Raw genomic sequence first — 25,199 nt, forward strand, 5'->3', positions numbered from 1 at the left:
CGGGATCCCCTGGGTCCGTCCCGCGCCGGCGATGACCGGCGCGGCGGCTCGTGCTAGACCTGCCCGGCCTTCTCCAGCGCCTCGCAGCAGGTGCCCGTGATCATGCGGGTCACCACGTACGGGTCCACGTTGGCGTTGGGACGGCGGTCCTCGATGTAGCCCTTCTTCTCCAGCTCCACCTGCCACGGGATCCGCACCGACGCGCCGCGGTTGGAGACGCCGTAGCTGAACTCGCTCCACGGGGCGGTCTCGTGCATCCCGGTCAGGCGGCGCTCGATGTCGGCGCCATAGGCGGCCACGTGGTCCTGCGCCTTCGCGGCCAGCGCCTCGCAGGCGGTGATGATCGCGTCGTAGCTCTCGCGCATCGCCTTGGTGGAGAAGTTGGTGTGCGCGCCGGCGCCGTTCCAGTCGCCCTCCACCGGCTTGGGGTCGAGGGTCGCGGCGACGTCGTACTCCTCGGCGATCCGGTACAGCAGCCAGCGCGCCGTCCACAGGTGGTCGGCGACCTCCAGCGGCCCCGCCGGGCCGATCTGGAACTCCCATTGGCCGGGCATGACCTCGGCGTTGATGCCGGAGACCTTCAGGCCCGCCTCCAGGCAGGCGTCCAGGTGCCGCTCCACGATCTCGCGGCCGAACACCTCGTCGGCGCCCACACCGCAGTAGTAGAAGCCCTGCGGGGCGGGGAAGCCGCGCTCGGGGAAGCCGAGCGGGCGGCCCGCCTTGAAGAAGGTGTACTCCTGCTCGATGCCGTACCAGGAGTCCTGCGCCGCGTACCGCTCGGCGACCGGACGCAGCTTCGCCCGCGTGTTGGTCGGGTGCGGGGTGCCGTCCACCAGGAAGACCTCGCAGAGCACCAGCTTGGCGTCGCCGCCGCGGATCGGGTCCGGGCAGATGAAGACCGGCTTGAGCACACAGTCCGAATTGTCGCCCGGCGCCTGGTTGGTGCTGGAGCCGTCGAAGCCCCAGTCCCCCGGCTCGGCGCCGTCGGCAAGGATCTTGGTCTTGGAACGGAGCCTGGCGGTGGGCTCGGTGCCGTCGATCCAGATGTACTCGGCCTTATAGCTCAACGTCAGGTCCCTTTCCTCGAAGATCGGCCGCTATGAGCGTTCCAATCAGGCATTTCGGACCTGTTGCCCTTGTGTGAACGGCACGTTACATAACCCCTGACCAGCCGAAATACCGGCGAGACCCCGGTCACACCGTACGGCGACGAGTTCTCGGGGCGGCACGCAACTGGACGGAACGCGCCTGGCCTTCCTCGTCGGCACCACCCTCTCCCTCACCATGATCGCCATAGCCGCCCTCCTCCCCTCCCGCCCAGAGACCACCGACGAGCCACACCCCCTCCCCGACCCCCTGGAGCCCACCCCCGCCGTCCTCGAACCGGCCCACTGAAGAACAAGCAGTCCCATAACACGACGACCCGGTTTCCATGATCGGAAACCGGGTCGTCGACCAGTGGGCGCGGACGGTTTCGAACCGCCGACTCCTCGCTTGTAAGGCGAGTGCTCTACCCCTGAGCTACGCGCCCGTCTTGACCGGGAAAGCGTACCCGGTTCGTGGGTGGGTGCGCGAAGCGGTTACGGGTGCGGGGATCAGGACTGGGTCGAGTCGGGGCCGTCCTGTTCGGCCAGGAAGCGTTCGAACTGGGCGGCGAGTTCCTCGGCGGTCGGCATGTCCTGGGACTCGGCCAGGAGGCTCTCGCGTTCGGCGGCGCCGGCGAAGGCGTCGTACTGCTGTTCCAGGGCGCGGACGACCTTCTCGACCTCCTCGTTGCCGGAGACCTGTTCGGCGATCTCCGCGTCGGTCTTGGCGGAGGCGTCGCGCAGGGCGGCGGTGGGCAGGACGAGGCCGGTGGCGTTGACGACGGCGTCCAGGGCGGCGAGGGCGGCGGCCGGGTAGGCGGACTGCGACAGGTAGTGGGGGACGTGGACGGCGAAGCCGATCGCGTCGTGGCCGGACTCGCCGAGCCTCAGTTCGAGCAGGGCCGCGGCGCTGCCGGGGACCTGCACCTTGTCGAACCAGGAGTTCTTGGTGACCAGCTCGGGCCGGGTGGCGTGCGAGGTCATGCCGACCGGGCGGGTGTGCGGCACGCCCATCGGGATCCCGTGGAAGCCGACGACCAGGCTGACGTCCAGCCGCTTGACCAGGGTGCGGACGGCCGCGGCGAAGCCCTCCCAGAGCCGGTCGGGCTCGGGGCCGGTGAGCATCAGGAACGGGCTGCCGGCCTCGTCCCGCAGCAGGTGGACGACCAGTTCGGGGGCGTCGTAGGAGGCCCAGTGGTCGCGGTCGTAGGTCATCAGCGGGCGGCGGGCCCGGTAGTCGATCAGTGAGTCCACGTCGAAGCGGGCCACGACGCGATGTTCCAGGGAGTCCAGCAGGTGCTCGCGGACGAGCCGGGCGGTGGCGCCCGCGTCCACGAAGCCGTCGAGGCTGTGCAGCAGTACCGGCCCCGCCAGCGGGGGCAGGTCCGGGTCCAGCTCGTACAGATCCTCAGGGTTCAGCACCGTCTCCCCCACATCGTCAAGTAGGCAGTCTCCAGACTAAAGCCTCTGTTCTGCCTTCCGATTCCCATGTGGGCGGCGAACGGGGGTTCAGTGGGCGAAGACCCGGCTGTGCTGGAAATCCTCGGGGTGCAGGGTGATCAGGTCTTCCCTGGTCACCTCGCCGCCCCGGGCCATCAGGCGCTCGGCGTGGCGGAGGCGGGCGCGTTCGATGGCGTTGCGGACGGACCGGGCGTTGGCGAAGCGGGGCCGTGCCCGGCGCCGTTCGAGGTAGTCACGGAAGACGGGTTCCGTCTCGGGCGCGAGGCGGTAGCCGTCACGGGACATCATCAGGCGGCCGATCTCCTCCAGCTCGCCGGGCTCGTAGTCGGGGAAGTCGATGTGGTGGGCGATGCGGGAGCTCATGCCGGGGTTGGACGAGAAGAAGGCGTCCATCCGGTCCTTGTATCCGGCCAGGACGACCACCAGGTCGTCCCGGCGGTTCTCCATGACCTGGAGCAGGATCTCGATGGCCTCCTGCCCGTAGTCGCGCTCGTTCTCGGCCCGGTACAGGTAGTACGCCTCGTCGATGAACAGGACGCCGCCCATGGCCCGTTTGAGGACCTCCTTGGTCTTGGGAGCGGTGTGGCCGACGTACTGGCCGACCAGGTCGTCGCGGGTGACGGCGACCAGGTGGCCCTGGCGGATGTGGCCGAGGCGGTGGAGGAGTTCGGCGAGCCTGGTGGCGACCGTGGTCTTGCCCGTCCCGGGGCCGCCGGTGAAGCACATGTGCAGGTTCGGCCGTCTCGAATCGATGCCGAAGCGGGCGCGGGCACGGTCGACCAGGAGGAGGGCCGCGATCTCGCGGATCCTGGTCTTGACCGGGTGCAGGCCGACCAGCTCGGTGTCCAGGGCGTCCAGGACCTCGTCGATGCGCGAGTCGGCGCGTTCCCTTCCCAGGTCGATCCGGGCGCCGGGGGGAAGCGGCGCCGGGGTCTCCACCGCCTCGGCCGCGGGGCCCGGCAACGGCTCCGCCACAGCGGGGACGGACCCGTTGCCGGACGGCCGCATGCCGAATCCGGGGCGTTCGCTCATCGGTCGCGGTCACCTTGCGGACGGTCGAGGGCGTACGGGTGGAGGCGGAAGCGGAGACGACGGTCGGAGGTCTCCTCGCGATCCAGCCGGAAGCCGGGCTCCTCGGCCGGGCGCTGGACGATGAACGACAGCGCCGTGGTCTGCCTGCCGTAGCTCGCGTCGTAGGCGTTCAACCGGATGTAGTGGTCCGGGTAGGCCCTCCGGCACTCGTTCAGCTCGTACAGGACGCCCGCGGGGTCGGTGAGGTCGAACATCGGCAGTCCCCACATCTCCCAGTACGAGTTGCGCGGATGCGGGTCGTCGGTGAACTCGATCGAGCACGGCCAGCCCTTGCCGAGGGCGTAGGCGACCTGCGCGGCGATCTCCTCGTCGGTGAGGTCGGGCAGGTAGGAGAAGGTCCCTTGGGTGATCCGCATCAGCTGCTCACAGGGGTCTCGACGACGTCCGGCGTGTCGGTGGACTCGTAGGTGAAGGTGATGTCGCCCCAGGTGGAGAGGGCCACGTCCAGCTCGCGGCTGTGCTTGGCGGCGGCCCGCAGGATGTCGGGGCCCTCGGCGAGGAAGTCGCGGCCCTCGTTCCGCGCCTTGATCATGGCCTCCAGCGCGACCCGGTTGGCGGTGGCGCCCGCCGCGATCCCCATGGGATGGCCGATGGTGCCGCCGCCGAACTGGAGGACCACGTCCTCGTCCAGGTAGTGCAGGAGCTGGTGCATCTGGCCGGCGTGGATGCCGCCGGACGCGACCGGCATGCAGCCGGGCAGGGACGCCCATTCCTGGTCGAAGTACAGCCCCTTCACCGGATCGGCGGCGATCTTGTCGAGCCGGAGCGTGTCGTAGAAGCCGGCGACGCTGTTGGGGTCGCCCTCCAGCTTGCCGACGACCGTCCCGGCGTGGATGTGGTCCACCCCGGCCAGCCGCATCCACTTGGCGATCACCCGGAAGCTGACCCCGTGGTTCTTCTGCCGCGTGTACGTGGAGTGCCCCGCGCGGTGCAGGTGCAGCAGCACGCCGTTGGCCCGTGCCCAGCGCGCCATGGACTGGATCGCCGTGTATCCGACCGTCAGGTCGATCATCACGATGACGCTGCCGAGCTCTTTGGCCAGTTCGGCCCGCTCGTACATCGCCTCCATCGTGCCGGCGGTCACGTTGAGGTAGTGGCCCTTGATCTCGCCGGTGGCGGCCTGTGCCTTGTTGACGGCCTCCATGCAGTACAGGAAGCGGTCGCGCCAGCGCATGAACGGCTGGGAGTTGATGTTCTCGTCGTCCTTGGTGAAGTCCAGGCCGCCGCGCAGCGCCTCGTACACGACGCGCCCGTAGTTGCGGGCCGACAGCCCCAGTTTCGGCTTGACCGTGGCGCCGAGCAGGGGGCGCCCGAACTTCCCCAGGTACTCGCGTTCCATCACGATCCCGTGCGCGGGGCCCTGGAACGTCTTCACGTAGTGCGGCGGGATGCGCATGTCCTCCAGCCGCAGCGCCTTGAGGGCCTTGAACCCGAACACGTTGCCGATGATCGACGAGGTCAGGTTCGCGATCGACCCCTCCTCGAACAGGTCGAGGTCGTAGGCGATGGAGGCGATGAACTGGTCGTCCTGCCCCGGGACGGGGTCCACGCGGTAGCACTTGGCCTGGTAGTTCTCGTACGAGGTGAGCCGGTCGGTCCACACCACCGTCCAGGTGGCGGTGGAGGACTCGCCCGCCACGGCCGCGCCCGCCTCCTCCGGCGGGACGCCCGGCTGCGGGGTGATCCGGAAGGCGGCCAGGATGTCGCTGTCCTTCGGCTGGTAGTCCGGGCGCCAGTAGCCCATCTCCGCGTACGGGATCACTCCCGCCGCCCATCTGCCCGCGCTCATGGTCCCCTCCGTCCTCTCGACGCTTCCAGCGTGCCGGGCGGATACTTTCCATGTCCATCAAGTGTTCGGCGCCTATAATCAAGTAACCGCTCAAGAATCGGGCACCATGACCGAGGCACGACTCCGCACCTTCACCGCCCTCGCCGACACCGGTTCGGTACGGGAGGCGGCCCGCCGTCTCTACGTCACCGAGTCCGCGGTCTCGGCGTCGGTGACCGCGCTCGCCCGCGAGCTGGGCGTCACCCTCGTCCAGAAGGAAGGCCGCGGCCTGCGCCTGACACCCGCAGGAACCGTCTACGCCGCGTACGCCCGGCAGGTCCTGGGCCTGCTCGAACAGGGGCGCGCCGCGGCGCGCGGCGCGGCCGACCCCGCCCGTGGGACGCTCCGCCTGGCCGCCGTCACCACCGCCGCCGATCAGGTGCTCCCCGAACTGCTGGCCGCGTTCCGGGCCCGCTTCCCCCACGTGGAGCTGGCCTTGGAGGTGGGCCCGAGCCGCCAGGTCTGGGGCAGCCTCGCCGCCCACAAGGCCGACCTCGTCCTGGCGGGACGCCCGCCTGCGGGCTCGGCGACCACGGTCCTGGCCCGCCGACCCAACGAGCTCGTGGTCGTGGGCTCACCCGCCCTGGCGGAAGGCTTCTCCCTGGCCACGACCCCGTGGGTGATGCGCGAGCCGGGATCGGGCGTCCGCGCGACGGCCGAGACCTACCTCGCTGAACGGGACGCGACCCCGCCGAGCCTGGTCCTGGGCTCGAACGGCGCCGTCATCGCGGGCGCCGCCGCCGGGCTGGGCGTGACGCTGGTCTCCCGGGACGCGATCGGCACCGAACTCGCCACCGGCCGCCTGGTCATCGTGGACGCGCCCGGAACGCCCCTCGACCGGCCCTGGCACGCGGTGTCCGGCGCGACCCCCACGCCCACCACGCTGCTGTTCGTCGAGCACCTGCTGGGCGCCCCCGGCTGGACCGCTCCACGCGCCTAACCGGACGCGAGCCAGACGGCCACCGAGAGCAGCGCCAGGCTGGCCGCGACCATGAACAGCCCGGTCCGGCTCCACACCTTGGGCGGCGCGACCCGCGCCCACCCGACCACCAGCAACGCCGCGACGTCCAGCGACACCGCCACCACGCCCATGCTCCACCCCCGATGACCGGAAGTCTACGCGGGCTCCGGCTTGAGTCTCCGGCCGCCGGAAGGCTCACACTCATCGGCATGACCGACCCCGACGTCGCCCTCACCATCGGCCAGTTCTCGCGGCGGACCGGGCTGCCGGTACGCACGATCCGCCACTGGTCGGACGTCGGAGTGCTGCCGCCCGCGGGGCGCAGCGAGGGCGGTCACCGCCTGTACGACGCGGAGTCCGTGGCACGGGCCGAGCTGATCAGCACGCTGCGCGAACTGGGCCTCGGGCGCCTTCCTGTGGTTCGCCAAGAAGGTCACGGGCATGGTGGGTCCGGCGAGGGAGGCCGGGGTCGCCCCCGGATCACCGCAGGCCGCGGAGGTCGTCGACCGGCTGCTGGGCCCTTCCGCCGACCGCGAGGCGGTCCTGGAGCGGCTGGAGGCGTCGTCGGCACCGGCGATGGAGCGGTACTGGCGGCTCCTGGCCATCGTCGCCGGGAAGCCCGTGCCACCCTCGCGTTCCGCCGACTTCGCCTGGCTCGCCGAGGCCCTGCGCCAGGCGCGCCGCTGACGCGCCCCTGACGCGCCGCTGAAAGGCACGGCTCCGGCTTCCCCTAGAATCCGGTTCGAGTCCATCGAGAGGGCCGAGAGTGAGTGCCGACCGTCCGTACGACATCGTGCTGTTCGGGGCCACCGGGTTCACGGGCGGCCTGACCGCCGACTACCTCGCCCTGCACGCGCCCCCGGGCACCCGCTGGGCGCTGGCGGGACGCAATCCGGCGAAGCTGGAGGCGACCCGCCGGCGGCTCGCCGCCGCCGAGCCCGCGCTGAAGGACCTGCCGCTGCTGCACGCCGACAGCACCGACGTCGCGTCCCTGGAGGACGTCGCACGCGCGTCCAGGGTGGTCGTGAGCACCGTCGGGCCGTACGTCAGGTACGGCGAGCCGCTGGTGGCCGCGTGCGCGCAGGCGGGCACCGACTACCTGGACCTGACCGGCGAGCCCACGTTCGTCGACCGGATGTACGTCAAGTACCACGCGGAGGCGGTGCGGAGCGGGGCCAGGCTCGTGCACGCGTGCGGGTTCGACTCCATCCCCTCCGACCTGGGCACCCTGTTCACCGTCCAGAAGCTGCCGGAAGGCGTGCCGCTGCGCGTGGAATGCTTCATGCGGCTGAGCGCCAGTTTCTCCGGAGGGACGGCGCATTCGGCGCTCGCCATCGTCTCCGACCTGCGCGAGATGGCGCGGGCCGAGCGGGAGCGGCGGGAGGTCGAACCCCGGCCGGAGAACCGCCGCATACACCTCGCGCGGCGTCCCAGGCCCCGCACGCGGGTGAAGGGCTGGACGCTGCCGATGAGCACGCTGGACCCGCAGGTGGTGGCCCGCTCCGCCGCGGCGCTGGACCGCTACGGCCCCGACTTCACCTACGGGCAGTACCTGGCGACGCGGCGGCTGGCGTCCGCCGCGGGCCTGGCCGCCGGCGTCGGCGTCGCCGCCACCCTGGCGCAGCTTCCGCCCACCCGCGCGCTGCTGGAACGCCTGGCCACCGCGCCCGGCGAGGGTCCTTCGGCGGAACAGCGCGAACGCAGCTGGTTCCGCGCGACGTTCGTCGGCGAGGGCGGCGGCGAGAGCGTCGTGACCGAGGTCGCGGGCGGCGACCCCGGATACGGCGAGACCGCGAAGATGCTGGCCGAGTCGGCGCTGTGCATGGCCCACGACGACCTGCCCGAGACCGCGGGCCAGCTCACCACCGCCACCGCCATGGGCGACGCCCTCATCGGACGGCTCCAGCGCGCCGGGATCACCTTCCGGGAGATCGTTCCGCCGGAGCCGGGCGCCTAGCCGAAGGAACGGGCACCACCGCCTCGACGGTCGTCCCGACGCCCGGACGGCTGCTCACGGTGACCCGGCCGCCCAGCAGCTCGGCGCGCTCGGCCATGCCCCGCAGCCCGTAGGAGTCGGGGCGGCGCCCCTGGGTCCGGGTGAAGCCCACGCCGTCGTCCCGCACCACCAGCCGCACCCGGTCGTGGGCGTGTTCGAGGAGGACGTCGACGAACGAGGCGGACGCGTGCCGCACGCAGTTCCCGACCGCCTCCTGCGCGATCCGGTACAGCGCCGTCTGGACGTGGTCGGGCAGCGCCTCCTCCAGCTCCCCGGTCACGGCGACCGTGACGTCCAGGTCCCCGCCGCGTCCGCCGACCTCGCGGGCGAGCGTGGCCAGCGCCGCCGACAGGCCCAGGTCGTCCAGGACGGGCGGGCGCAGACCGCCGATCGCCGCGCGGGTCTCGGCCGCGGCCAGCTCGCACAGCCGCCGCGCCTGCCGGATCTGCTCCCGCGCCTCCGGGTGGTGGTCGGGCAGCGCGCCGTCCGCCGCCGACAGGTGGAAGCCGAGCCCGGCCAGCCGCTGCGCGATGCCGTCGTGGATCTCCCTGCTGAGCCGGGACCGCTCCGCCTCCTGCACCTCGACGGCCCGCTCGGCGAACCGCTCGGCGGCGCGCTCGCGTTCCCGCGCGGCGCGCAGCCGGCGGCACGAGCACAGCACCGGCGCGAACAGGTCCGCCAGCGCGGTGACCAGGGCGACGTCCCGCGGGTCGCAGGGGCCCGCCGACCGCACGTCCAGCACCGCGATCGTCTGCCGCCCGTCGCGGACCGGCACCGCCACGCCGCGGCCGTCGGCGTGCTCGCGCGGGCGCCCGTGCGCGGCGACCCAGCCCGCGTCCCCCTCCCCCAGCGGGACGGGCGGCCCGGCCGAGCGGGTCAGCGCCCGCTCGTCGCCGTCCAGGACGTACACCTCGCAGGACACCAGGTCCCGTGCCGAGCCGACGACCAGCCCGGCGATCTCGTCGGCCATGCCCGGAAGCTCCCGGTCCGAGCAGGCCACCGCCACGATCCGTACCAGCAGCTCCCGGTCCATGAGCCGCACCGGCAGGCGCACCTCGCCGGGAGAAGGGCGCGTGGTCACCGGAACAGCCCCTCGCGGAGGGCGACGGCCACGGCCGCGGACCGGTCGGTGACCTCCAGCTTCCGGTACAGCGCCCGCAGGTGGCTCTTCACCGTCTCCTCGCTGAGCACGAGCCGGGCCGCGATCGCCTTGTTGGACAGCCCGCCGACCAGCAGCGACAGCACCTCGCTCTCACGCTGGGTGATGCCCCGTCCCGCGCCCGGCCAGAACTCGCCGCGGGTCAGCCGGGCCGCGGTCGCCGCCATCCGCCCGGCCAGGGTCGGATCGACCACGGTCTCCCCCCGCGTGACCTCCTCCAGCCGCCGCACCAGCTCGGCCCCGTCCACCCGTTTGAGCAGGTAGCCGCCCGCACCGGCGCGCAGGGCCTCGAAGACGTACTGCTCGTCGTCGTACACCGTCAGGAACACCACCCGCGACTCCGGCACCCGAGCCGTGATCACGCGGCACAGGTCGAGGCCGCTCTCGGGACCGAGCCGCACGTCCAGCAGCACCACGTCCGGGCGCAGCGCCGTCACCAGCCGCGTCGCCTCGGCGCCCGTGCCCGCCTGCCCCACGACGCGCACGCGCCCCGCGAAGCCGGCCAGCATCGCCTGCAACCCGGCAAGGATCATCTCGTGGTCGTCGACGACGACCACGCGCACAGGGGCTCCCACCCAGGCACGATAACAATCGCAAACTACCGGTGAGTAGGTCGGGTCGCCGCCCGTCTCCCCCGGATCACCCCCGATCTCCCCTGATCGGGGGACGCATCCCCGGAACGGCCGTCCTACCGTCGTCCCGGACAACCGAAGACCGCCGGGACGGAGGACTCGGATGCCCCATCGGATCGTGCACATGCTCCGGGCGCGGGGATCGGCGCGGCGCCCCGTCATGCTCGCCATCGCCGGCGACAGCGCGGCGGGCAAGACCACCCTGACCCGGGGCCTCGTACGGTGCCTCGGCGCGGACCGGATGACGGCCGTGTGCGTGGACGACTACCACCGCTACGACCGCGCGGAACGCAAGGGCAAGCCGTTCACCGCACTCCACCCCGACTGCAACCACATCGACATCATGGAGCAGCACCTGCAACTGCTGTCGATGGGCGAGCCGATCCTCAAGCCGGTGTACGACCACGCCACCGGCGAGCTGGTCCGGCCCGAGCTGGTGGAACCCCGCGACTTCGTCATCGTCGAGGGCCTGCTGCCCCTGCACACCCGCCTCTCCCGGGCCTGCTTCGACATCACCGTCTACCTGGACCCGCCCGAGCCGCTGCGGCACGGCTGGAAGATCCGCCGCGACTGCGAGAAGCGCGGCTACACGCCGGAACAGGTCAAGGCCGAGCTGGACCAGCGGGAACCGGACAGCGCCGCCTACATCCGCCCGCAGCGGCGCTGGGCCGACATCGTCGTCAGGTTCGCGCCCGTCGAGGGACGGCACGACCCGCCCGGGACCCCGCTGTCGGCCGAACTGCTGCTACGCCCCACCATCGACCACCCCGACCTGGGCGCGGTCGTCGGCGAACCGGGCGGGGAGACCGCGATGCACCTGCGCCTGCACCGCGACACCGACGGCCGTCCCGTGGACGCCCTCCACGTCCACGGCTACGTGTCCCCCGAGGAATCGCAGGTCGTGAAGAAGGCCATCTGGGAGCGTCTGGGCTCCCACGCCGGCGACGGCGCCCTCAACCCCGAGGCGCTGGGGCGGCTCGGTGAGCACGGCACCAGCGATCCCCTGGCCATCACCCAGCTTCTCCTGCTGTACCACCTCTTGGACGCCGACCGCCGCCAGGCTGCCTGAGCCCGCGCGGTCACCGGGATCCGGGGAGGCCGGCCGTCAGGAGCCGGGCGGCTTGCCGAAGAAGCGGCTCAGCGCCGCCGCGACCTCCTCGGACAGGCCGGTGTCGGACGGAGGGGCCCCTGAACGCACCAGGTCGGCCGGGCGGCCCTCGTCACCCTCGTCCCGCACCGCCTCCCGGGTGTGGCCGCAGTCGCGGCACTCGATCTCGCCCAGCCGGCAGCCCAGCGCCAGCGAGCCGCACGCGACGCAGCGGTCGAGGAGCGCCGCCGTCTCGGGGACCTGCCGGCAGTCGGGGCAGATCAGAACCTGCCGGTCGGCGCGGACCCCGCGCTTCCACGGGCTCGCGCCGCGGACGGGGTCGGTCTGCCGCGCCCCGCATCGGAAGCAGGGCATCACACCTCCCACGGTGCATGGGCCACGCTGGCCGGGCCGGGACCGCGCGACGAGCGGCCCCGGCCCGCGGGCTCACAACTCGGCGAGCGCCTTGCGGTACTCGTCGAGGTCGCGCGCGTCCGGGACGGCGTTGACCACCTTCCACCGGACGGTGCCCTCGGTGTCGATGATGAAGGTGCCGCGCAGCGCGACCCCCCGCTCCTCGTCGAAGACCCCGTACCGCTGCGCCGTGCCGCCGTGCGGCCAGAAGTCCGACAGCAAGGGGAACTGGTACTTCTCCTGGTCCGCCCAGGCCCGGAGCGTGAACACCGAGTCGACGGAGACGGCCAGCACCTGGACGTCGTCCGCGCCCCCGGCCTTGGTCGCCGCCCCTAGGGTGGGCAGTTCGTCGCGGATCGCGCAGAGCTCACCCGTGCACACGCCGCTGAACGCCAGCGGGTAGAACACCAGGACGACGTTCTTGGCGCCGCGGAAGTCCGCGAGCTTCACCGGCGTCCCGTGCTGGTCCTTCAGTTCGAAGTCCGGCGCGACGTCGCCTACCTCAACCGCCAATGCCTCTCCTTGAAACCGGGCGTAGCCCCGGGGGTCTGGGCAGCGCCCCCGCGGGCGACGCTGTTCGGTCCCCGCCGCGAGCGGGGCGAACGTTCACCCCCCACGGCCGTGGGGGGCGGGCGCCGACCGGCGCCACAGCGGCCAGTCTGCCACCTCGTCCCGTCGCCGCGGCGGGCGCGTGCCGGTTACGGGACGGCCGAGGGCGTGCCTCCGGCCGCGGCCCGCCCGGTGCCCGGCGCGAGCCCCGCTCCCGGCACGAGGGCGCGCCGGTGGCCTACCGGACGCGCCCGGACGGGACTACTTGCGGACCTTCGGGGCGACCAGGCGGGTGCCCGACCATTCCCGGGCGGCGCTGACGCTGCTGGTCTGGGCCAGCCCGGCGGTACGGGCCGCCTCCCCGATATCGCTGGGCTCCACATGGCCCTCCCGCCCGGCCTTGGGCGTCAGCAACCAGATGTGGCCGCCACCGGTCAGGGGCACCATCGCGTTGGTGAGTTCGTCGAAGAGGTCGCCGTCGTCCTCGCGCCACCACAGCAGCACGACGTCGACCACATCCTCGTAATCCTCATCGACGAGCTCGTTCCCCGTGACGGACTCGACGGATTCGCGCAGTTCCTCGTCGACGTCGTCATCGAAGCCGATCTCCTGCACCACCTGGCCCGGCTTGAGGCCGAGCCGTTCGGCCAGGCTGCGCTCAGACTGCGCCTGACCAGCGGTCGCGCTCACGAAAGTCCTCCCATGGTCGGTAGCCCGTCGGATGCGGTTCCGGGCCGCCGGCGGGACGTCCCGGACACGCAGGTTCGTGTTTTGCGGGACAGTCCACACAAGTAAGTGGCCCCAGCGCAAGTGTCTTCACGGCTTTTGGTGGCCTCATGGGCCCTGAAACGGTCCTGGCGGTCACTGCGCACACGTCGAGCGTAACAATGCGCGCTCATCCCGCAAGAAACGTCAACCGTACCTGACGATCGGGATTGTCGATATTCAGATCGACCAAAGCCACCGATTGCCAGGTTCCCAGCGCCAGCCGCCCGCCCACCACGGGCAGCGTCGCGTACGGCGGCACCAGCGCCGGCAGCACGTGGGCGCGGCCGTGGCCGCGCGAGCCGTGGGCGTGGCGCCACCGGTCGTCGGGGGGCAGCAGGTCACGCAGCGTGGCCAGCAGGTCGTCGTCGCTGCCCGAGCCCAGTTCGATCAGCGCGATGCCGGCGGTGGCGTGCGGGACGAACACGTGCAGCAGCCCGTCCCCGCCGGCCGAGGAGGCGAAGCTCTCGCACTCGGAGGTGATGTCGTGGACGACCTCCCGGCTCCCGGTGGTCACTCGGACAACGGTGCTCTTCATACTTCCGAGGTCTACCCCATCGGGGATCGCGGATTCACGCCCTTCCGCCGGGCGCGGCCGGCCCTGCCGTGCCGGGCGTTCCCCGCGGAACGCTCCATGGACGCGCGGCACTCCATGGGCCGGCGGCCCGGCGGCTCCGGCGGCCCCCACGCGGGGCCCGGCGGGTCAGGAGTCGGCGCGGGAGCCCTGCGCGGAGGCCGGGGCCTCCACGACGGCGTCCGGGCCGGGGAACACCATGCCGGTGTGCCCGTCGTCGAAGCGGACCACGTACGGCGGTCCGCCGTCACGGCCGCGCACCTCGACGATCTCTCCGGACCTGTCGGGCGCGCCCACCGTGTTGCCGTGGACGTGCAGACGATCTCCGACCGATGCGTTCATCATTCCCCCAGGCGCGCGCGTGGCCGCGGCTGACCGTCCGCGGCCGTCCGGGTGATTCTGTTCGCCTTCTACCTTCGTACGAGTTGACTGCTCGGCCAAGGGGGGTTCCAAACCCGGATGGAATGCCCGGCCCGCGTCCCCGCACGGAACGCTCCGGGCACGCTTGCACCCCCTGTGACCGGGGAGAATGGTTACTGGTTGGTAGAGATGCGTTAGCCGTCATAAACGGCGACGATGGGGATCACGTACCACCACGACGGCCAACGGTCGTGCGGGACCGCCGCCGGCTCACCGGGCGGGCGACGGTCTCACCAGGAGAGAACGGTAAGCGCAGAGGGGACCCCGTGGCTTCCGGACGTCAACGCTATTCGATCATCAGTGACGGCCTGCCCAGCCAGCTTCCGGACATCAATCCGGACGAGACCCGGGAATGGCTGGAGTCGCTGGACACGGTGATCAAGACCGAGGGCCGCAGCCGGGCCCGCTACGTGATGCTCCGGCTCCTCGAACGGGCCCGCGAGCAGCAGGTCGGCGTGCCCGGCCTGCGCAGCACGGACTACATCAACACCATCCCGCCGGAGAAGGAGCCCTGGTTCCCCGGCGACGAGCACATCGAACGCCGGATCCGCGCCTACATCCGCTGGAACGCGGCGATCATGGTGTCCCGGGCCAACCGCCCCGAGCTGGGGGTCGGCGGCCACATCGCCACCTACGCCTCCGCCGCCTCCCTGTACGAGGTCGGCTTCAACCACTTCTTCCGCGGCAAGGACCACGGCGAGTCCGGCGACCAGGTCTTCATCCAGGGCCACGCGGCACCGGGCATCTACGCCCGCGCGTACCTGGAGGGCAGGCTCCCGCAGGAGAAGCTCGACGGCTTCCGGCAGGAGATATCGCACCCGGGCGGCGGCCTCTCGTCCTACCCGCACCCGCGGCTGATGCCGGACTTCTGGGAGTTCCCCACCGTCTCGATGGGGCTCACCGCGATCAACTCGGTCTACCAGGCCCGGTTCAACCGCTACCTCTACAACCGCAAGATCAAGGACACCTCGCGCTCGCACGTCTGGGCGTTCCTGGGCGACGGCGAGATGGCCGAACCCGAGTCGCTCGGCGCCATCGGCCTGGCCGCCCGCGAGGAACTCGACAACCTCACCTTCGTGGTGAACTGCAACCTCCAGCAGCTCGACGGCCCCGTCCGCGGCAACGGCAAGATCATCCAGGAGCTGGAGTCGTTCTTCCGCGGCGCCGGCTGGAACGTGATCAAGGTGGTGTGGGGCCGCGACTGGGACCCGCTGCTCGCCCAGGACGCCGACGGCGTCCTGGTCAACAAGATGAACACCACGCCCGACGGGCAGTTCCAGACCTACACCGTGGAATCCGGCGCCTACATCCGCGACCACTTCTTCGGCGACGACCCGCGGCTTCGCAAGATGGTCGAGCACCTCAGCGACGACGACCTGCGCAAGCTGTCGCGCGGCGGGCACGACTACCGCAAGGTGTACGCGGCGTTCAAGGCCGCCCGCGAGCACGTCGGCCAGCCCACCGTCATCCTCGCCCACACGATCAAGGGCTGGACGCTCGGCCCCGACTTCGAGGCCCGCAACGCCACCCACCAGATGAAGAAGCTCACCAAGGCCGAGCTGAAGGAGTTCAGGGACCGGCTCTACCTGGACATCCCCGACTCCGCCCTGGAGCAGGAACTGCCCCCGTACTACCACCCGGGCGAGGACTCCGACGAGATCGAGTACATGCGCGAACGGCGCGCCGCCCTGGGCGGGTTCCTGCCGAAACGCGTCGTACGGGCCAAGCCGCTCAAACTCCCCGGCGACCCCGTGTACGCCGAACTGAAAAAGGGCTCGGGCAAGCAGAACGTCGCCACCACCATGGCGTTCGTCCGGCTGCTCAAGGACCTGATCAAGGACGCCGCCATCGGCGCGCGGTTCGTCCCGATCGCCCCGGACGAGTACCGGACGTTCGGCATGGACTCGCTGTTCCCCACCTCCAAGATCTACTCCCCGCACGGGCAGACCTACGAAGGCGTCGACCGCAAACTGCTCCTCGCCTACAAGGAATCCGAAAACGGGCAGATGCTCCACGAAGGGATCAGCGAGGCCGGCTCGATGGCCTCCGCCATCGCCGCCGGCACCTCGTACGCCACACACGGCGAACACATGATCCCCGTGTACATCTTCTACTCGATGTTCGGGTTCCAGCGGACCGGCGACCAGATGTGGGCCCTCGGCGACCAGATGGGACGCGGCTTCCTGCTCGGCGCCACCGCCGGCCGCACCACCCTCACCGGCGAGGGCCTCCAGCACGCCGACGGCCACTCCCCCCTGCTCGCCGCCACCAACCCGGCCTGCGTCCACTACGACCCGGCCTGGGCGTTCGAGCTGGCCCACATCGTGCAGGACGCGCTGCGCCGCATGTACGGGACCTCCGAGGAACACCCGCAAGGCGAGAACATCTTCTACTACCTGACCGTCTACAACGAGCCGTACCAGCAGCCCGCCGAACCCGAGAACCTCGACGTCGACGGGCTCCTCAAGGGCCTCTACCGGCTCCGCCCGGCCCCCGAGACCGACAACGGCCAGGCGCCCAAGGCCCAGATCCTGGCGTCCGGAGTCGGCGGCCGATGGGCCCTCGAAGCCCAGCGCCTCCTCGCCGAAGACTGGGGCGTCGCCGCCGACGTCTGGTCCGCCACCTCCTGGAACGAACTCGCCCGCGAAGCCCGCGCCTGCGACGAATGGAACCTGCTGCACCCCGAGTCGGAACAGCGCGTCCCCTACGTCACCAAGGCCCTGGAGAACGCGCCAGGCCCGATCATCGCGGCCTCCGACTTCATGCGCGCCGTACCCGACCAGATCGCACCCTGGGTCCCCGGCGACTACACCTCACTCGGCACCGACGGATTCGGCTTCTCCGACACCCGAGCCGCCGCCCGCCGGTTCTTCCACGTCGACGCCCCCTCCATCGTCCTCGCCGTCCTCACCCGACTCGCCAGGCACGGCGACATCAAACAGGAAACCCTCCAGCAAGCCATCGAACGCTACCGCCTCAACGCCGACGTCAGCACCGTCTTCGCCGGCGGCGTCGGCTCCCCAGAAAGCAACACCGGAGGAGAAGCCGAGTAGTTTCGCAAGTACGAGCTGCGCTCGTCGCTGGCGCTCCTCGCTTGTCGTGCTTGCGGCGATCGCAACGCCTGAGCGACCGTTCGGGGCTGGGGCGGTGGCTGAGGTAGTCGATCAACAAAGGGAGCTGCCGGGAGGTTCGTGATCACGGAGGTGTAGGCCGTGATGACAACCACCGGCGAAAGGGGGCTTTGCGGGGCCGACGGCCCCGCAAAGCCCCTGTGTTTTCGGCGATTTCCGTTTATCGTGCCTGCCGTGCAGATCACCACGTTGGATCCACAACCACGGTCCTACGGCCAAGGCGCCTTGGTCACCAACTCCGAACGACTGCTGTTCATCAGCGGGCAGGTTCCGGAGGACAAGGACGGCCACGTCCCGGATGACTTCGATGGCCAATGTCGACTGGCCTGGCGGAACGTCCTGTCCGTGTTGGAGGCGGCGGACATGACCGTACGCGATCTGGCGAAGGTCACCGTGTTCCTGTCCGACCGGCGGTATCGGGAGGCCAACGCCCGCATCCGCCACGAAGTTTTCGGGGACCACAGTCCCGCTCTGACCATCATCATCACAGGGATCTACGACGAAGCCTGGCTGCTGGAGATCGAGGCGATCGCTGTGGCCTGAGCGTCGCTGGTTCTGCGTACCGCCATCGGCGAGGGGGCTTCCAAACGGAAGCCCCCTCCGTGGTCTCCGTCAGGGCTGGACGGGTGGGGGTGTGAAGACGCCGAAGCGGTTGCCTGAGGGGTCTTGCAGGTAGGCGAAGACCAGGCCGGTGGGGCTGGTCGTGGGTTCCAGGGCGACCTTGCCACCGAGCTTCTCGGCTTGCGCGCAGGCGGCGCGTACGTCCTTGACCACCACCAGGAACATGGCGTGGTTCTCACCGGGCGGCTCGTGCGAGACCCCGCCGCTGGGGGTCTCGGCGCCAGGGTAGTTGATCAAGTCGTAGCCGTCGCCGTCCGGGTCGAGGGTGAACTTCCAGCCGAACATGCCGCCGTAGAAGCGCCGCGCGCCTTCGGAGTCGTCGGTGCCGATCTGGAACCAGCTGACGGTGTCGTAGGGGGGTGCCTGCATGATGTCCTCCGTTTCAGATGACTCAGGTAGTCGCCGCCCGGAACGGCGGGCCCCGTGCGTACGACCACCACGATCCGGCACCCCCGCGACAACCCCCTGTCGGTGTTTACGAACGAATCTTCGATTCATCCGAACCCGAGGCCACGGCCGCGTCATCGGACGCCGCAACAGCCGGCGCACCGCTCGGGCGGCAAACCCCTGCTGTGCCGCCCTCGACGGCCACGCCCCAACGCCCCAGCCCGGGGCGAGCGCCCCTGATCGCACAGCGAGTTACCGGGCGGACACCGCAGCTCGCGGCTGCACCACACCTCGCAGGGACCGAGCGTTGCGATCGCGTCCAAAGGCAGGTTCCGAGCTTGCGAGGAACGTGATCGCGAAGCGAGCCGCCAAGGCGAGTTGGAGCGATGCCGGCGGACGTTGAACGGGCTGGCCCCGCCTGCATTGACCCGTAGGTCTGGCCTTCGCCTCACTCAAGGTCGCTACTACCACCGCCGAGCAGTGGGTGACGGCACGGGTTGCAACCGCGACACCGGCCCGAGCACGGGCCTGATGGCCTTGGGTCAGATGAACTCTAGGGGGCGGAGGACGTGGTCGGGTGGGGTGGCGCAGTGGTCTTGGACCTGGCGGTCGGGGGCGGTTTCCTCCAGGAGGCAGGCGCGGCGGACTCGGTCTACGCGGAAGACCCGGGAGTCGCGGCGTAGACGGCACCAGGCGATCAGGTACCAGGTGTGGGTGGTGCCGTTGAAGGCGACCGGTTCGACGTCGCGTTCGGTTTCCGCGCCGTCCTTGTCGACGTAGGTCAGCCGTACGACGCGGCGGGCCGCCATCGCCTGTTCGAGGACGGCGGGGACGGAGCTGGGACGGTCGGAATCGGGGTCGGTCATGAACCTGATGCGCCCGGCCAGCTCGCGGGCGGACTGGCCGTCGGCCGCCGACATCACGCTGAGGATCTTGTGGAGGGCGGTGCGGGCGGAGCGGGAGAACGGGGTGCCGTCCGCGCGGCCCAGCATGATGGCGATGGCGACGGCCTCGGCGGGGGTGAAGTTGAGCGGCGGCAGCGTGCGGCTCCGGTCCAGGGTGTAGCCGCCGTTCCGGCCCACGTCGGCGAAGATCGGGACGCCGGCCTGCTGGAGCGCGGCGATGTCGCGTTCGATCGTCCGCAAGCTCACCTCGTAGCGGGCGGCGAGCTCGCGCGCGCTGACCCGGCGCGGCGCGGCGGCGCGGAGCTCCTCCACCAGGGCGTACAACCGGTCTGTACGGTTCACCCGGCGACCGTACGCCCCGCCACCGACAGTTTCCGGCTCAGAGGCCGCCGAGGAAGTCCAGCAGGGCCTTGTTGACCTCGGCGGGGCGTTCCTGCTGGGTCCAGTGGCCGCAGCCGGGCAGCCAGACGGTGCCGCGGAGGTTGGGGACGAAGTCGGCGAGGCGGTCGGCCGCGGCCCGGCCGCCACCGGTCAGGACGGGGTCGCGGTCGCCGCCGATGAACAGGGCGGGCGGGGTGATCGGGGCGCGGTGCCAGGCGGCGGTGAGCTCCCAGTTGCGGTCCAGGTTGCGGTACCAGTTGAGGGGCCCGGTGAAACCGGCGCCCTCGTACTCGCGGACGAAGACGGCGATGTCGTCCTCGGTGAGCCAGCCGGACGGCTCGCCGGGTTCGACGTCCGACAGCATCCCCCCGGTCTCGGGAACGGACGGGAGCACGCCGAGGTCGCCGGACGCGGCGTACAGCATGCGGCGGAACGTCTCGGCCCTGTCGCGATCGAACTCGGCCTCCGGGACGATCGGCTCCTGGAAATACACCATGTAGAAGTCGTCCCCGTACAGCTCCCGCATGGCCTGGACGGGCGGGCGCGACGACCGGGGGCGGTGCGGCACCGACAGGCAGGCGACGCCGCGCACCCGGTCGGGACGGAACTGGGCGGCGCCCCACGCGACCGGCGCTCCCCAGTCGTGCCCGACGACGACGGCCTGGTCCCGGCCCAGGGCGTCGATCAGGCCGATGGCGTCGCCGACCAGGTGGTGGATCGTGTACTGGTCGACCTCCGCGGGTCCCCCGGTACGGGCGTAGCCGCGCTGGTCGGGGGCGACGGCGTGGTAGCCCGCGTCGGCGAGGGCGGTGAGCTGGTGCCGCCAGGAGTACCAGCATTCGGGGAAGCCGTGCAGGAGCAGCACGAGCGGGCCGGATCCGGCCTCGGCGATGTGCATGCGCAGCCCGCTGGTGGACTCGACGAAGCGATGAGTGATCTCGGCCATGGGAGGACGGTAGCGCCTGTACGCCATCGCCGGTGGCCCCAGTATGTGACGCGGTTCCCGTCCACATGGAAGGTGGGCGGATTATGTCGGCTCACTCCATAGGAGGGGACGCCTCACGCTCCGTAGGTTCGGCCCATGACATCCCAGTTGGACGGCAGCCCGGACCTTTCGGGCCGCACGGCGCTGGTGACCGGGGCGGCGGGCGGGATCGGCCTGGCCTGCGCGCGCCGGCTCGCGTCCGCGGGGGCCGATGTGGTGGTGACCGACATACGGGCGGCGGCGGCCGAGGAGGCGGCGAAGTCCATCGACGGTGAGGGTGGGGGCCGCGCGAGGGCGGTCGTGGCGGACCTGGCGGATCTGGACGCGGCGGAGGCGCTGGCCCGCGAGTGCGCGCCCGACATACTGGTGAACAACGCCGGGATGCAGCATGTGGCGCCGCTGGAGACGTTCCCGCCGGAGGTCTTCTCGCGGATGCTGCGGGTGATGCTGGAGGCGCCGTTCCGGCTGGTCAGGGCGGGGCTGCCCGCGATGTACGAGCGGGGCTGGGGGCGGATCGTCAACATCTCGTCCGTGCACGGGCTGCGGGCCTCGCCGTACAAGTCGGCGTACGTGGCGGCCAAGCACGCCCTTGAGGGGTTCTCGAAGGTGGTGGCGCTGGAGGGGGCGGAGCACGGGGTCACGTCCAACTGCGTGTGTCCCGCGTACGTCCGCACGCCGCTGGTCGAGGGGCAGATCGAGGATCAGGCGCGGGTGCACGGCCTGCCCCCGGACCGGGTGACCTCGGAGGTGCTGCTCGCGAGGGCGGCGGTCAAGCGGCTGATCGAGCCGGAGGAGGTCGCCGAGCTGGTCGCCTACCTGTGCGGCCCGGCGGCGGCGATGGTGACCGGCGCGTCGGTCTCGATGGACGGAGGGTGGACCGCGCATTGACGGCATGCCGAAAATGACCCGCATGTCCTGCACCGTGTTCCTTGAGCTGCTGGCACGCGAGGCATCTCCCGTGGAGTTCGAGGGGCCGCTGGTGGAGGCCCGCGCCGCGGGCGCCTCACGGGAGACGCTGGCGGAGCTGGAGGCCGCCAAGCTCGCCGCGCTGCGGGTCCGGTCGATCATGAATCGGCACGCCCGCCGGGAGGCGGAGCTGGAGGCGCTGTTCGACACGGCCAGCGACCTGGCGGGGCTGCGCGACCACGACGCGGTGCTGGAGGCCATCGTGCGCCGCGCACGGCGGCTGCTGAACGCCGACATCGCGTACATGACGCTGAACGACGACGAGCGCGGCGACACCTACATGCGGGTGACGGACGGGTCGGTGTCGGCCGCGTTCCGCAGGCTGCGGCTGCCGCTGGGCGCGGGCCTGGGCGGGCTCGTGGCGCAGACGGCGATGCCGTACACCAGCGCGCACTACCTGGAGGACCCGCAGTTCAACCATCGCGGTTACATCGACGAGGCGGTGGCCGAGGAGGCGCTGGTCGCGATCATCGGGGTGCCGATGAAGCTGGGCAGCAGGGTGATCGGGGTGCTGTACGCGGCCAACCGCAGCGAGCGCCCGTTCGACCAGGAGGAGGCGGCGCTGCTCAGCTCGCTGGCCGCGCACGCGGCGGTGGCGATCGACAACGCCCGGCTGTTGCAGGAGACGCGGACGGCCTTGGAGGAGCTGAGCACGGCGAACGCGGTCGTGCAGGCGCGCAGCGCGGCCGTGGAGCGCGCGGCGCAGGCGCACGACCGGATGACCGCTCTGGTGGTGCGGGGCGGGGGCGCCGCGGACGTGGCGGCGGTGGTCACCGGGATCCTCGGCGGGACGCTGCACGTCCTGGACGCCGACGGGCGCCCTCTCGCCACATCGGGCCCGCCCGCGCCTTTGGAGGGCGAGGAGCTGTCCGGGGTGCTGGCGTCCGCGTACTCCTCGCGCGCCCAGGGACGTACGGTACGGCGCGGCGACCTGTGGATCGCGTCGGTGTCCACCGGCGACGAGGTGCTGGCCACGCTCGTCCTGCGCACGGCGGACGAGGTGTCGGACGCCGATCAGCGCATCCTGGAACGCGGCGCGCTCGTCACCGCGCTGCTCGTCCTGCTGCGCCGCAGCGTCACCGAGGCCGAGGGCCGGGTGCGCGGGGAGCTGCTGGACGACCTGCTGAACGAGCGCGTCACCGACCCCGACGCCCTCAAGACCCGGGCGCGCCGCGTCAACGTGGACTTGGAGACCCCGCACGTCGTCCTGTCGGCTCGCTGCCCGGCGCCCGAGCATCGTGGCCGGGCCGCGTTCTGGGCGGCGTCCCACGCCTCGATCGCGCACGGCCTGTCGGCGGCACGCGGCGAGGAGATCGTCCTGATGCTGCCCGGCGACGATCCCGGCGACACGGCCCGGCGCGTCGCCAAGGAGCTGAGCGCGTCGCTGGCCGCGCCCATCACCGTGGGGGCGGCGGGACCGGTCGGCGGCCCGGCGGGGGTCGCCTCCGCGCACCGGGAGGCGCAGCGCGCCGCCGACGCGCTCATCGCGCTGGGACGTGCCGGTGACGGCGCGAGCGCGGGCGAGCTGGGCTTCGTCGGCCTCCTGATCGGGGACGAGCGGGACGTGTCGGGCTTCCTGGCCTCCGCGATCGGCCCCGTCCTCGACTACGACGCGCGCCGCGGCACCACCCTGGTCCGGACGCTGGAGGACTACTTCGGCACCGGTTGCAGCCTTTCCAGGACGGCCGAACGTCTGCACATCCACGTCAACACCGTCACCCAGCGCCTGGACCGGGTCGCCCGCCTCCTGGGCGAGGACTGGCAGACCCCGGACCGGGCCCTGGAGATCCAGCTCGCCCTGCGCCTGCACCGCCTGGCCCAGTGACCTCCCCGGACGAGGTCAGAGTCGAATTCGCCCCGCTTCACGCGCCGCAGGAACCCGCCGAGTCCTATCCGGCGTACATCCACCGCGGGCGGCGGTGACCGCGGCGGATGGGCTTCAGGTCTTGGCGTCCACGGCCTCACGTTCGGGGACCGCGTTCTGCTCGGGTTGCTTGCGGGTTCGCCGCGCGGCTATGAGGGCTTGGGCGGTGCCCCAGATGCCTCGGCGGAAGAGCAGGACGATGAGGATGAAGATGGTGCCGGTGACGATGCCGGTCTCCTGGAAGCCGGCCGTGGCCAGATAGTCGTTCAACTGGACGATGAGGGCCGCGCCCACCGCGCCACCCCACAGCGTGCCTATGCCGCCCAGGACGACCATCATCACCGCCTGCCCCGAGGTGGTCCAGTAGACCTCCTGCAAGGACGCGAAGCCGTGGCTTATGGCGAACAGGCCGCCGGCCACACCGGACAGGGCGGCCGACAGGACGAACGCCAGGAGCTTGTAGCGGTCCACCGGGTAACCCAGGGCGCGGGCACGGGACGGGTTGTCGCGGATCGACACGAGCACCCGCCCGAACGGGGAGCGTACGATGCGCCAGGCCACGAACATCCCGGCGAGGATGAACGGCAGGCCCGCGTAGTAGAAGAAGAACGGGTCGGACAGGTCGACGCCGAAGAACTCGCGCGGGATGCTCTGCAGGCCGTTCTCGCCACCGGTGACGCTTCGCCACTGGTTGGCGACGAAGTACACCATCTGCGCGAAGGCCAGGGTGACCATCGCGAAGTAGATGCCCTGGAGCCGTACGGCCAGGAACCCGATCGGCACGGCCAGCACGGCCGCGAACGCGGCGCCCCCCAGGATCGCCAGGGGGAACGGGACGCCGATGTGCACGGCGATCAGGCCGGTGCAGTACGCCGAGCCGCCCCAAAACGCGGCGTGCCCGAAGGACAGCAGGCCGGTGAAGCCCAGCAGCAGGTCGACGGCCGCGGCGAACAGCGCCCAGCAGATGATGTCCAGCGCGATCGGCGGATAGATCATCCAGGGCAGCGCGAGCGCCAGGACCAGACCGACGGTCAGCAGGACCGGGCGCCCGGCGAGCCGGGAGAGGATCATCTGAACGCCTCCTCGCGTCCGAACAGGCCGGCCGGACGCCACAGCAGGACGGCGGCCATCAGGATGAACACCAGGGTCTGCGACAGCGCCGGAACGTAGTAGTTGCCCAGCGCCGACACCACGCCGACCGCGAACCCGGCGGCGACCGAGCCGAACACCGAGCCCAGCCCGCCGATCACCACCACCGCGAACACCACGATGATCAGGTCGGCGCCCATCAGCGGGTTGACCGCGCGCATCGGCGCGGCCAGCACCCCGGCGAGCCCGGCCAGCGCGATGCCGAACCCGAAGACCGGGGTGACCCAGCGGCCCACGTCGATGCCCAGCGCGCGGGTCAGCTCGGGACGCTCGGTGGACGCGCGGACGATCATCCCGACCCGGGTCCGGGTGAGGACGACCCAGACCACCCCGCACACCAGCAGCGACACGGCCAGCACGAACACCTGGTAGGCGGGGTAGGTGAAGACCACCAGGTCGGTCGAGCCGGACAGCTGCGACGGGCGCGGGTACGGCTGGGAGTTGACCCCGTACTCGCGCCGCACCAGGTCCTGGAGGATGAGCGCCAAGCCGAAGGTGAACAGGAAGTTGTAGAGCGGGTCCAGCGGCGTGAGCCGCCGGATGAACAACCGCTCCAGGACCACGCCCACCGTCCCCAGCACCAGCGGCACCAGCGGCAGGGCGATCCAGAAGTTCACCCCGAAGGAGTCGAGCAGGATGAAGGCGCCGAAGGCGCCGAGCATGTAGAACGCGCCGTGGGCGAAGTTGACGACGCCGAGCATGCCGAAGATGACGGACAGACCGAGGGCGAGCAGGGCGTAGAACGCCCCGCTCACCAACCCGTTGAACGCCTGCTGAAGCACGTGTC

Annotated in this window: 26 protein-coding genes, 1 tRNA gene and 1 pseudogene; 9 read left to right on the top strand and 19 right to left on the bottom strand. The window is 71.2% G+C overall.

Annotated elements, in window-relative coordinates; translation table 11 throughout:
• Window positions 1-53: 53 nt before the first annotated feature.
• The 6 genes from glnII to ACGWYJ_RS12835 all read right to left on the bottom strand — a co-directional run bounded on the left by glnII (window position 54) and on the right by ACGWYJ_RS12835 (window position 5,427).
• On the bottom strand, window positions 54-1,067 hold the full coding sequence (gene glnII / locus ACGWYJ_RS12810) for a glutamine synthetase (protein ID WP_395106129.1): 1,014 nt from the start codon (window positions 1,065-1,067) through the stop codon (window positions 54-56).
• A 392-nt stretch (window positions 1,068-1,459) separates the two neighbouring features.
• Window positions 1,460-1,531, bottom strand: a tRNA-Val gene (locus ACGWYJ_RS12815).
• A gap of 64 nt (window positions 1,532-1,595) precedes the next feature.
• A complete protein-coding gene (locus tag ACGWYJ_RS12820) occupies window positions 1,596-2,507 on the bottom strand; it encodes a proteasome assembly chaperone family protein (protein WP_395106130.1) in 912 nt (303 codons plus the stop codon).
• Between the two features lie 87 nt (window positions 2,508-2,594).
• Entirely contained in the window at window positions 2,595-3,578 is a 984-nt protein-coding gene (gene cbbX / locus ACGWYJ_RS12825) for a CbbX protein (RefSeq protein ID WP_395106131.1), read from the bottom strand.
• The gene (locus tag ACGWYJ_RS12830) at window positions 3,575-3,994 is read right to left on the bottom strand and encodes a ribulose bisphosphate carboxylase small subunit (RefSeq protein WP_395106132.1); all 420 of its coding nucleotides are present in this window, start codon (window positions 3,992-3,994) and stop codon (window positions 3,575-3,577) included. Before ACGWYJ_RS12830 ends, cbbX begins: the two co-directional genes overlap by 4 nt.
• On the bottom strand, window positions 3,994-5,427 hold the full coding sequence (locus ACGWYJ_RS12835) for a form I ribulose bisphosphate carboxylase large subunit (RefSeq protein WP_395106133.1): 1,434 nt from the start codon (window positions 5,425-5,427) through the stop codon (window positions 3,994-3,996). Before ACGWYJ_RS12835 ends, ACGWYJ_RS12830 begins: the two co-directional genes overlap by 1 nt.
• A gap of 106 nt (window positions 5,428-5,533) precedes the next feature.
• Here ACGWYJ_RS12835 and ACGWYJ_RS12840 point away from each other — a divergent pair, with 106 nt between their 5' ends.
• A complete protein-coding gene (locus ACGWYJ_RS12840) occupies window positions 5,534-6,406 on the top strand; it encodes a LysR family transcriptional regulator (protein WP_395106134.1) in 873 nt (290 codons plus the stop codon).
• Here ACGWYJ_RS12840 and ACGWYJ_RS12845 read toward each other — a convergent pair.
• Window positions 6,403-6,558 carry a hypothetical protein gene (locus ACGWYJ_RS12845; protein WP_395106135.1) on the bottom strand — a complete coding sequence of 52 codons (156 nt, stop codon included), beginning with the start codon at window positions 6,556-6,558 and terminating at the stop codon, window positions 6,403-6,405. The two genes, ACGWYJ_RS12840 and ACGWYJ_RS12845, sit on opposite strands and share 4 nt — an antisense overlap.
• 78 nt (window positions 6,559-6,636) lie before the next feature.
• On the opposite strand from ACGWYJ_RS12845, the pseudogene ACGWYJ_RS12850 reads away from it, so the two are divergent.
• The 3 genes and pseudogenes from ACGWYJ_RS12850 to ACGWYJ_RS12860 form a co-directional block, all read left to right on the top strand.
• A pseudogene (locus tag ACGWYJ_RS12850) lies at window positions 6,637-6,771 on the top strand (MerR family DNA-binding transcriptional regulator); the annotation flags it as partial.
• A 97-nt stretch (window positions 6,772-6,868) separates the two neighbouring features.
• Window positions 6,869-7,114 carry a hypothetical protein gene (locus ACGWYJ_RS12855; protein WP_395106170.1) on the top strand — a complete coding sequence of 82 codons (246 nt, stop codon included), beginning with the start codon at window positions 6,869-6,871 and terminating at the stop codon, window positions 7,112-7,114.
• Window positions 7,115-7,193: 79 nt separating this feature from the next.
• A complete protein-coding gene (locus tag ACGWYJ_RS12860) occupies window positions 7,194-8,384 on the top strand; it encodes a saccharopine dehydrogenase family protein (protein WP_395106136.1) in 1,191 nt (396 codons plus the stop codon).
• Here ACGWYJ_RS12860 and ACGWYJ_RS12865 read toward each other — a convergent pair.
• Window positions 8,344-9,504: a histidine kinase gene (locus tag ACGWYJ_RS12865; protein WP_395106137.1), complete on the bottom strand. Its 1,161-nt coding sequence runs from the start codon at window positions 9,502-9,504 to the stop codon at window positions 8,344-8,346. The two genes, ACGWYJ_RS12860 and ACGWYJ_RS12865, sit on opposite strands and share 41 nt — an antisense overlap.
• On the bottom strand, window positions 9,501-10,157 hold the full coding sequence (locus ACGWYJ_RS12870; RefSeq protein ID WP_285696749.1) for a response regulator transcription factor: 657 nt from the start codon (window positions 10,155-10,157) through the stop codon (window positions 9,501-9,503). Before ACGWYJ_RS12870 ends, ACGWYJ_RS12865 begins: the two co-directional genes overlap by 4 nt.
• A gap of 160 nt (window positions 10,158-10,317) precedes the next feature.
• On the opposite strand from ACGWYJ_RS12870, the gene ACGWYJ_RS12875 reads away from it, so the two are divergent.
• A complete protein-coding gene (locus tag ACGWYJ_RS12875) occupies window positions 10,318-11,283 on the top strand; it encodes a phosphoribulokinase (protein ID WP_395106138.1) in 966 nt (321 codons plus the stop codon).
• A 36-nt stretch (window positions 11,284-11,319) separates the two neighbouring features.
• On the opposite strand, the gene ACGWYJ_RS12880 is transcribed toward ACGWYJ_RS12875, so the two are convergent.
• The 5 genes from ACGWYJ_RS12880 to ACGWYJ_RS12900 form a co-directional block, all read right to left on the bottom strand.
• Entirely contained in the window at window positions 11,320-11,676 is a 357-nt protein-coding gene (locus tag ACGWYJ_RS12880) for a hypothetical protein (protein ID WP_395106139.1), read from the bottom strand.
• 72 nt (window positions 11,677-11,748) lie between these two features.
• Complete coding sequence (locus ACGWYJ_RS12885; RefSeq protein WP_395106140.1) at window positions 11,749-12,228, bottom strand: peroxiredoxin; 480 nt, start codon at window positions 12,226-12,228, stop codon at window positions 11,749-11,751.
• A 297-nt stretch (window positions 12,229-12,525) separates the two neighbouring features.
• The gene (locus ACGWYJ_RS12890) at window positions 12,526-12,954 is read right to left on the bottom strand and encodes a DUF3052 domain-containing protein (protein ID WP_285696741.1); all 429 of its coding nucleotides are present in this window, start codon (window positions 12,952-12,954) and stop codon (window positions 12,526-12,528) included.
• A 205-nt stretch (window positions 12,955-13,159) separates the two neighbouring features.
• Complete coding sequence (locus ACGWYJ_RS12895; RefSeq protein ID WP_395106141.1) at window positions 13,160-13,567, bottom strand: secondary thiamine-phosphate synthase enzyme YjbQ; 408 nt, start codon at window positions 13,565-13,567, stop codon at window positions 13,160-13,162.
• A 165-nt stretch (window positions 13,568-13,732) separates the two neighbouring features.
• Entirely contained in the window at window positions 13,733-13,945 is a 213-nt protein-coding gene (locus tag ACGWYJ_RS12900) for a DUF1918 domain-containing protein (protein WP_285696813.1), read from the bottom strand.
• 344 nt (window positions 13,946-14,289) lie between these two features.
• Here ACGWYJ_RS12900 and aceE point away from each other — a divergent pair, with 344 nt between their 5' ends.
• Window positions 14,290-17,076: a pyruvate dehydrogenase (acetyl-transferring), homodimeric type gene (gene aceE / locus ACGWYJ_RS12905; RefSeq protein WP_395106142.1), complete on the top strand. Its 2,787-nt coding sequence runs from the start codon at window positions 14,290-14,292 to the stop codon at window positions 17,074-17,076.
• Window positions 17,077-17,328: 252 nt separating this feature from the next.
• Window positions 17,329-17,697 carry a RidA family protein gene (locus ACGWYJ_RS12910; protein WP_395106143.1) on the top strand — a complete coding sequence of 123 codons (369 nt, stop codon included), beginning with the start codon at window positions 17,329-17,331 and terminating at the stop codon, window positions 17,695-17,697.
• Window positions 17,698-17,766: 69 nt separating this feature from the next.
• Here the strand turns inward: ACGWYJ_RS12910 and ACGWYJ_RS12915 are convergent, their stop codons facing one another.
• The 3 genes from ACGWYJ_RS12915 to ACGWYJ_RS12925 form a co-directional block, all read right to left on the bottom strand.
• Window positions 17,767-18,144: a VOC family protein gene (locus tag ACGWYJ_RS12915; protein WP_395106144.1), complete on the bottom strand. Its 378-nt coding sequence runs from the start codon at window positions 18,142-18,144 to the stop codon at window positions 17,767-17,769.
• Between the two features lie 560 nt (window positions 18,145-18,704).
• On the bottom strand, window positions 18,705-19,409 hold the full coding sequence (locus ACGWYJ_RS12920; RefSeq protein WP_395106145.1) for a helix-turn-helix transcriptional regulator: 705 nt from the start codon (window positions 19,407-19,409) through the stop codon (window positions 18,705-18,707).
• A gap of 37 nt (window positions 19,410-19,446) precedes the next feature.
• On the bottom strand, window positions 19,447-20,394 hold the full coding sequence (locus tag ACGWYJ_RS12925; RefSeq protein ID WP_395106146.1) for an alpha/beta fold hydrolase: 948 nt from the start codon (window positions 20,392-20,394) through the stop codon (window positions 19,447-19,449).
• A 135-nt stretch (window positions 20,395-20,529) separates the two neighbouring features.
• Here ACGWYJ_RS12925 and ACGWYJ_RS12930 point away from each other — a divergent pair, with 135 nt between their 5' ends.
• Together ACGWYJ_RS12930 and ACGWYJ_RS12935 are read left to right on the top strand one after the other, a co-directional pair.
• Entirely contained in the window at window positions 20,530-21,321 is a 792-nt protein-coding gene (locus tag ACGWYJ_RS12930) for a 3-hydroxybutyrate dehydrogenase (RefSeq protein WP_395106147.1), read from the top strand.
• A gap of 22 nt (window positions 21,322-21,343) precedes the next feature.
• Window positions 21,344-23,224 (top strand): helix-turn-helix domain-containing protein, encoded by a 1,881-nt coding sequence (locus tag ACGWYJ_RS12935; protein WP_395106148.1) that lies wholly within the window; start codon window positions 21,344-21,346, stop codon window positions 23,222-23,224.
• A gap of 114 nt (window positions 23,225-23,338) precedes the next feature.
• Here the strand turns inward: ACGWYJ_RS12935 and ACGWYJ_RS12940 are convergent, their stop codons facing one another.
• The gene (locus tag ACGWYJ_RS12940; protein WP_395106149.1) at window positions 23,339-24,334 is read right to left on the bottom strand and encodes a branched-chain amino acid ABC transporter permease; all 996 of its coding nucleotides are present in this window, start codon (window positions 24,332-24,334) and stop codon (window positions 23,339-23,341) included.
• The gene (locus ACGWYJ_RS12945) at window positions 24,331-25,194 is read right to left on the bottom strand and encodes a branched-chain amino acid ABC transporter permease (RefSeq protein ID WP_395106150.1); all 864 of its coding nucleotides are present in this window, start codon (window positions 25,192-25,194) and stop codon (window positions 24,331-24,333) included. The genes ACGWYJ_RS12940 and ACGWYJ_RS12945 overlap by 4 nt, the downstream gene beginning before the upstream one ends.
• Window positions 25,195-25,199: the final 5 nt, after the last annotated feature.

The organism is Actinomadura sp. SCN-SB, assembly GCF_043906805.1.
Taxonomy (GTDB): Bacteria; Actinomycetota; Actinomycetes; order Streptosporangiales; family Streptosporangiaceae; genus Spirillospora.

Excerpts from the sequence above, each read along its gene's own strand:
- ACGWYJ_RS12855 (WP_395106170.1), top strand. The coding sequence starts at position 6,869 with ATGGTGGGTCCGGCGAGGGAGGCCGGGGTCGCCCCCGGATCACCGCAG.
- ACGWYJ_RS12900 (WP_285696813.1), bottom strand. The coding sequence starts at position 13,945 with ATGAACGCATCGGTCGGAGATCGTCTGCACGTCCACGGCAACACGGTG.
- cbbX (WP_395106131.1), bottom strand. The coding sequence starts at position 3,578 with ATGAGCGAACGCCCCGGATTCGGCATGCGGCCGTCCGGCAACGGGTCC.
- ACGWYJ_RS12840 (WP_395106134.1), top strand. The coding sequence starts at position 5,534 with ATGACCGAGGCACGACTCCGCACCTTCACCGCCCTCGCCGACACCGGT.
- ACGWYJ_RS12930 (WP_395106147.1), top strand. The coding sequence starts at position 20,530 with ATGACATCCCAGTTGGACGGCAGCCCGGACCTTTCGGGCCGCACGGCG.
- ACGWYJ_RS12940 (WP_395106149.1), bottom strand. The coding sequence starts at position 24,334 with ATGATCCTCTCCCGGCTCGCCGGGCGCCCGGTCCTGCTGACCGTCGGT.
- ACGWYJ_RS12935 (WP_395106148.1), top strand. The coding sequence starts at position 21,344 with ATGTCCTGCACCGTGTTCCTTGAGCTGCTGGCACGCGAGGCATCTCCC.
- ACGWYJ_RS12925 (WP_395106146.1), bottom strand. The coding sequence starts at position 20,394 with ATGGCCGAGATCACTCATCGCTTCGTCGAGTCCACCAGCGGGCTGCGC.
- ACGWYJ_RS12875 (WP_395106138.1), top strand. The coding sequence starts at position 10,318 with ATGCCCCATCGGATCGTGCACATGCTCCGGGCGCGGGGATCGGCGCGG.
- ACGWYJ_RS12880 (WP_395106139.1), bottom strand. The coding sequence starts at position 11,676 with ATGCCCTGCTTCCGATGCGGGGCGCGGCAGACCGACCCCGTCCGCGGC.
- ACGWYJ_RS12830 (WP_395106132.1), bottom strand. The coding sequence starts at position 3,994 with ATGCGGATCACCCAAGGGACCTTCTCCTACCTGCCCGACCTCACCGAC.
- ACGWYJ_RS12895 (WP_395106141.1), bottom strand. The coding sequence starts at position 13,567 with ATGAAGAGCACCGTTGTCCGAGTGACCACCGGGAGCCGGGAGGTCGTC.
- ACGWYJ_RS12845 (WP_395106135.1), bottom strand. The coding sequence starts at position 6,558 with ATGGGCGTGGTGGCGGTGTCGCTGGACGTCGCGGCGTTGCTGGTGGTC.
- ACGWYJ_RS12915 (WP_395106144.1), bottom strand. The coding sequence starts at position 18,144 with ATGCAGGCACCCCCCTACGACACCGTCAGCTGGTTCCAGATCGGCACC.
- ACGWYJ_RS12835 (WP_395106133.1), bottom strand. The coding sequence starts at position 5,427 with ATGAGCGCGGGCAGATGGGCGGCGGGAGTGATCCCGTACGCGGAGATG.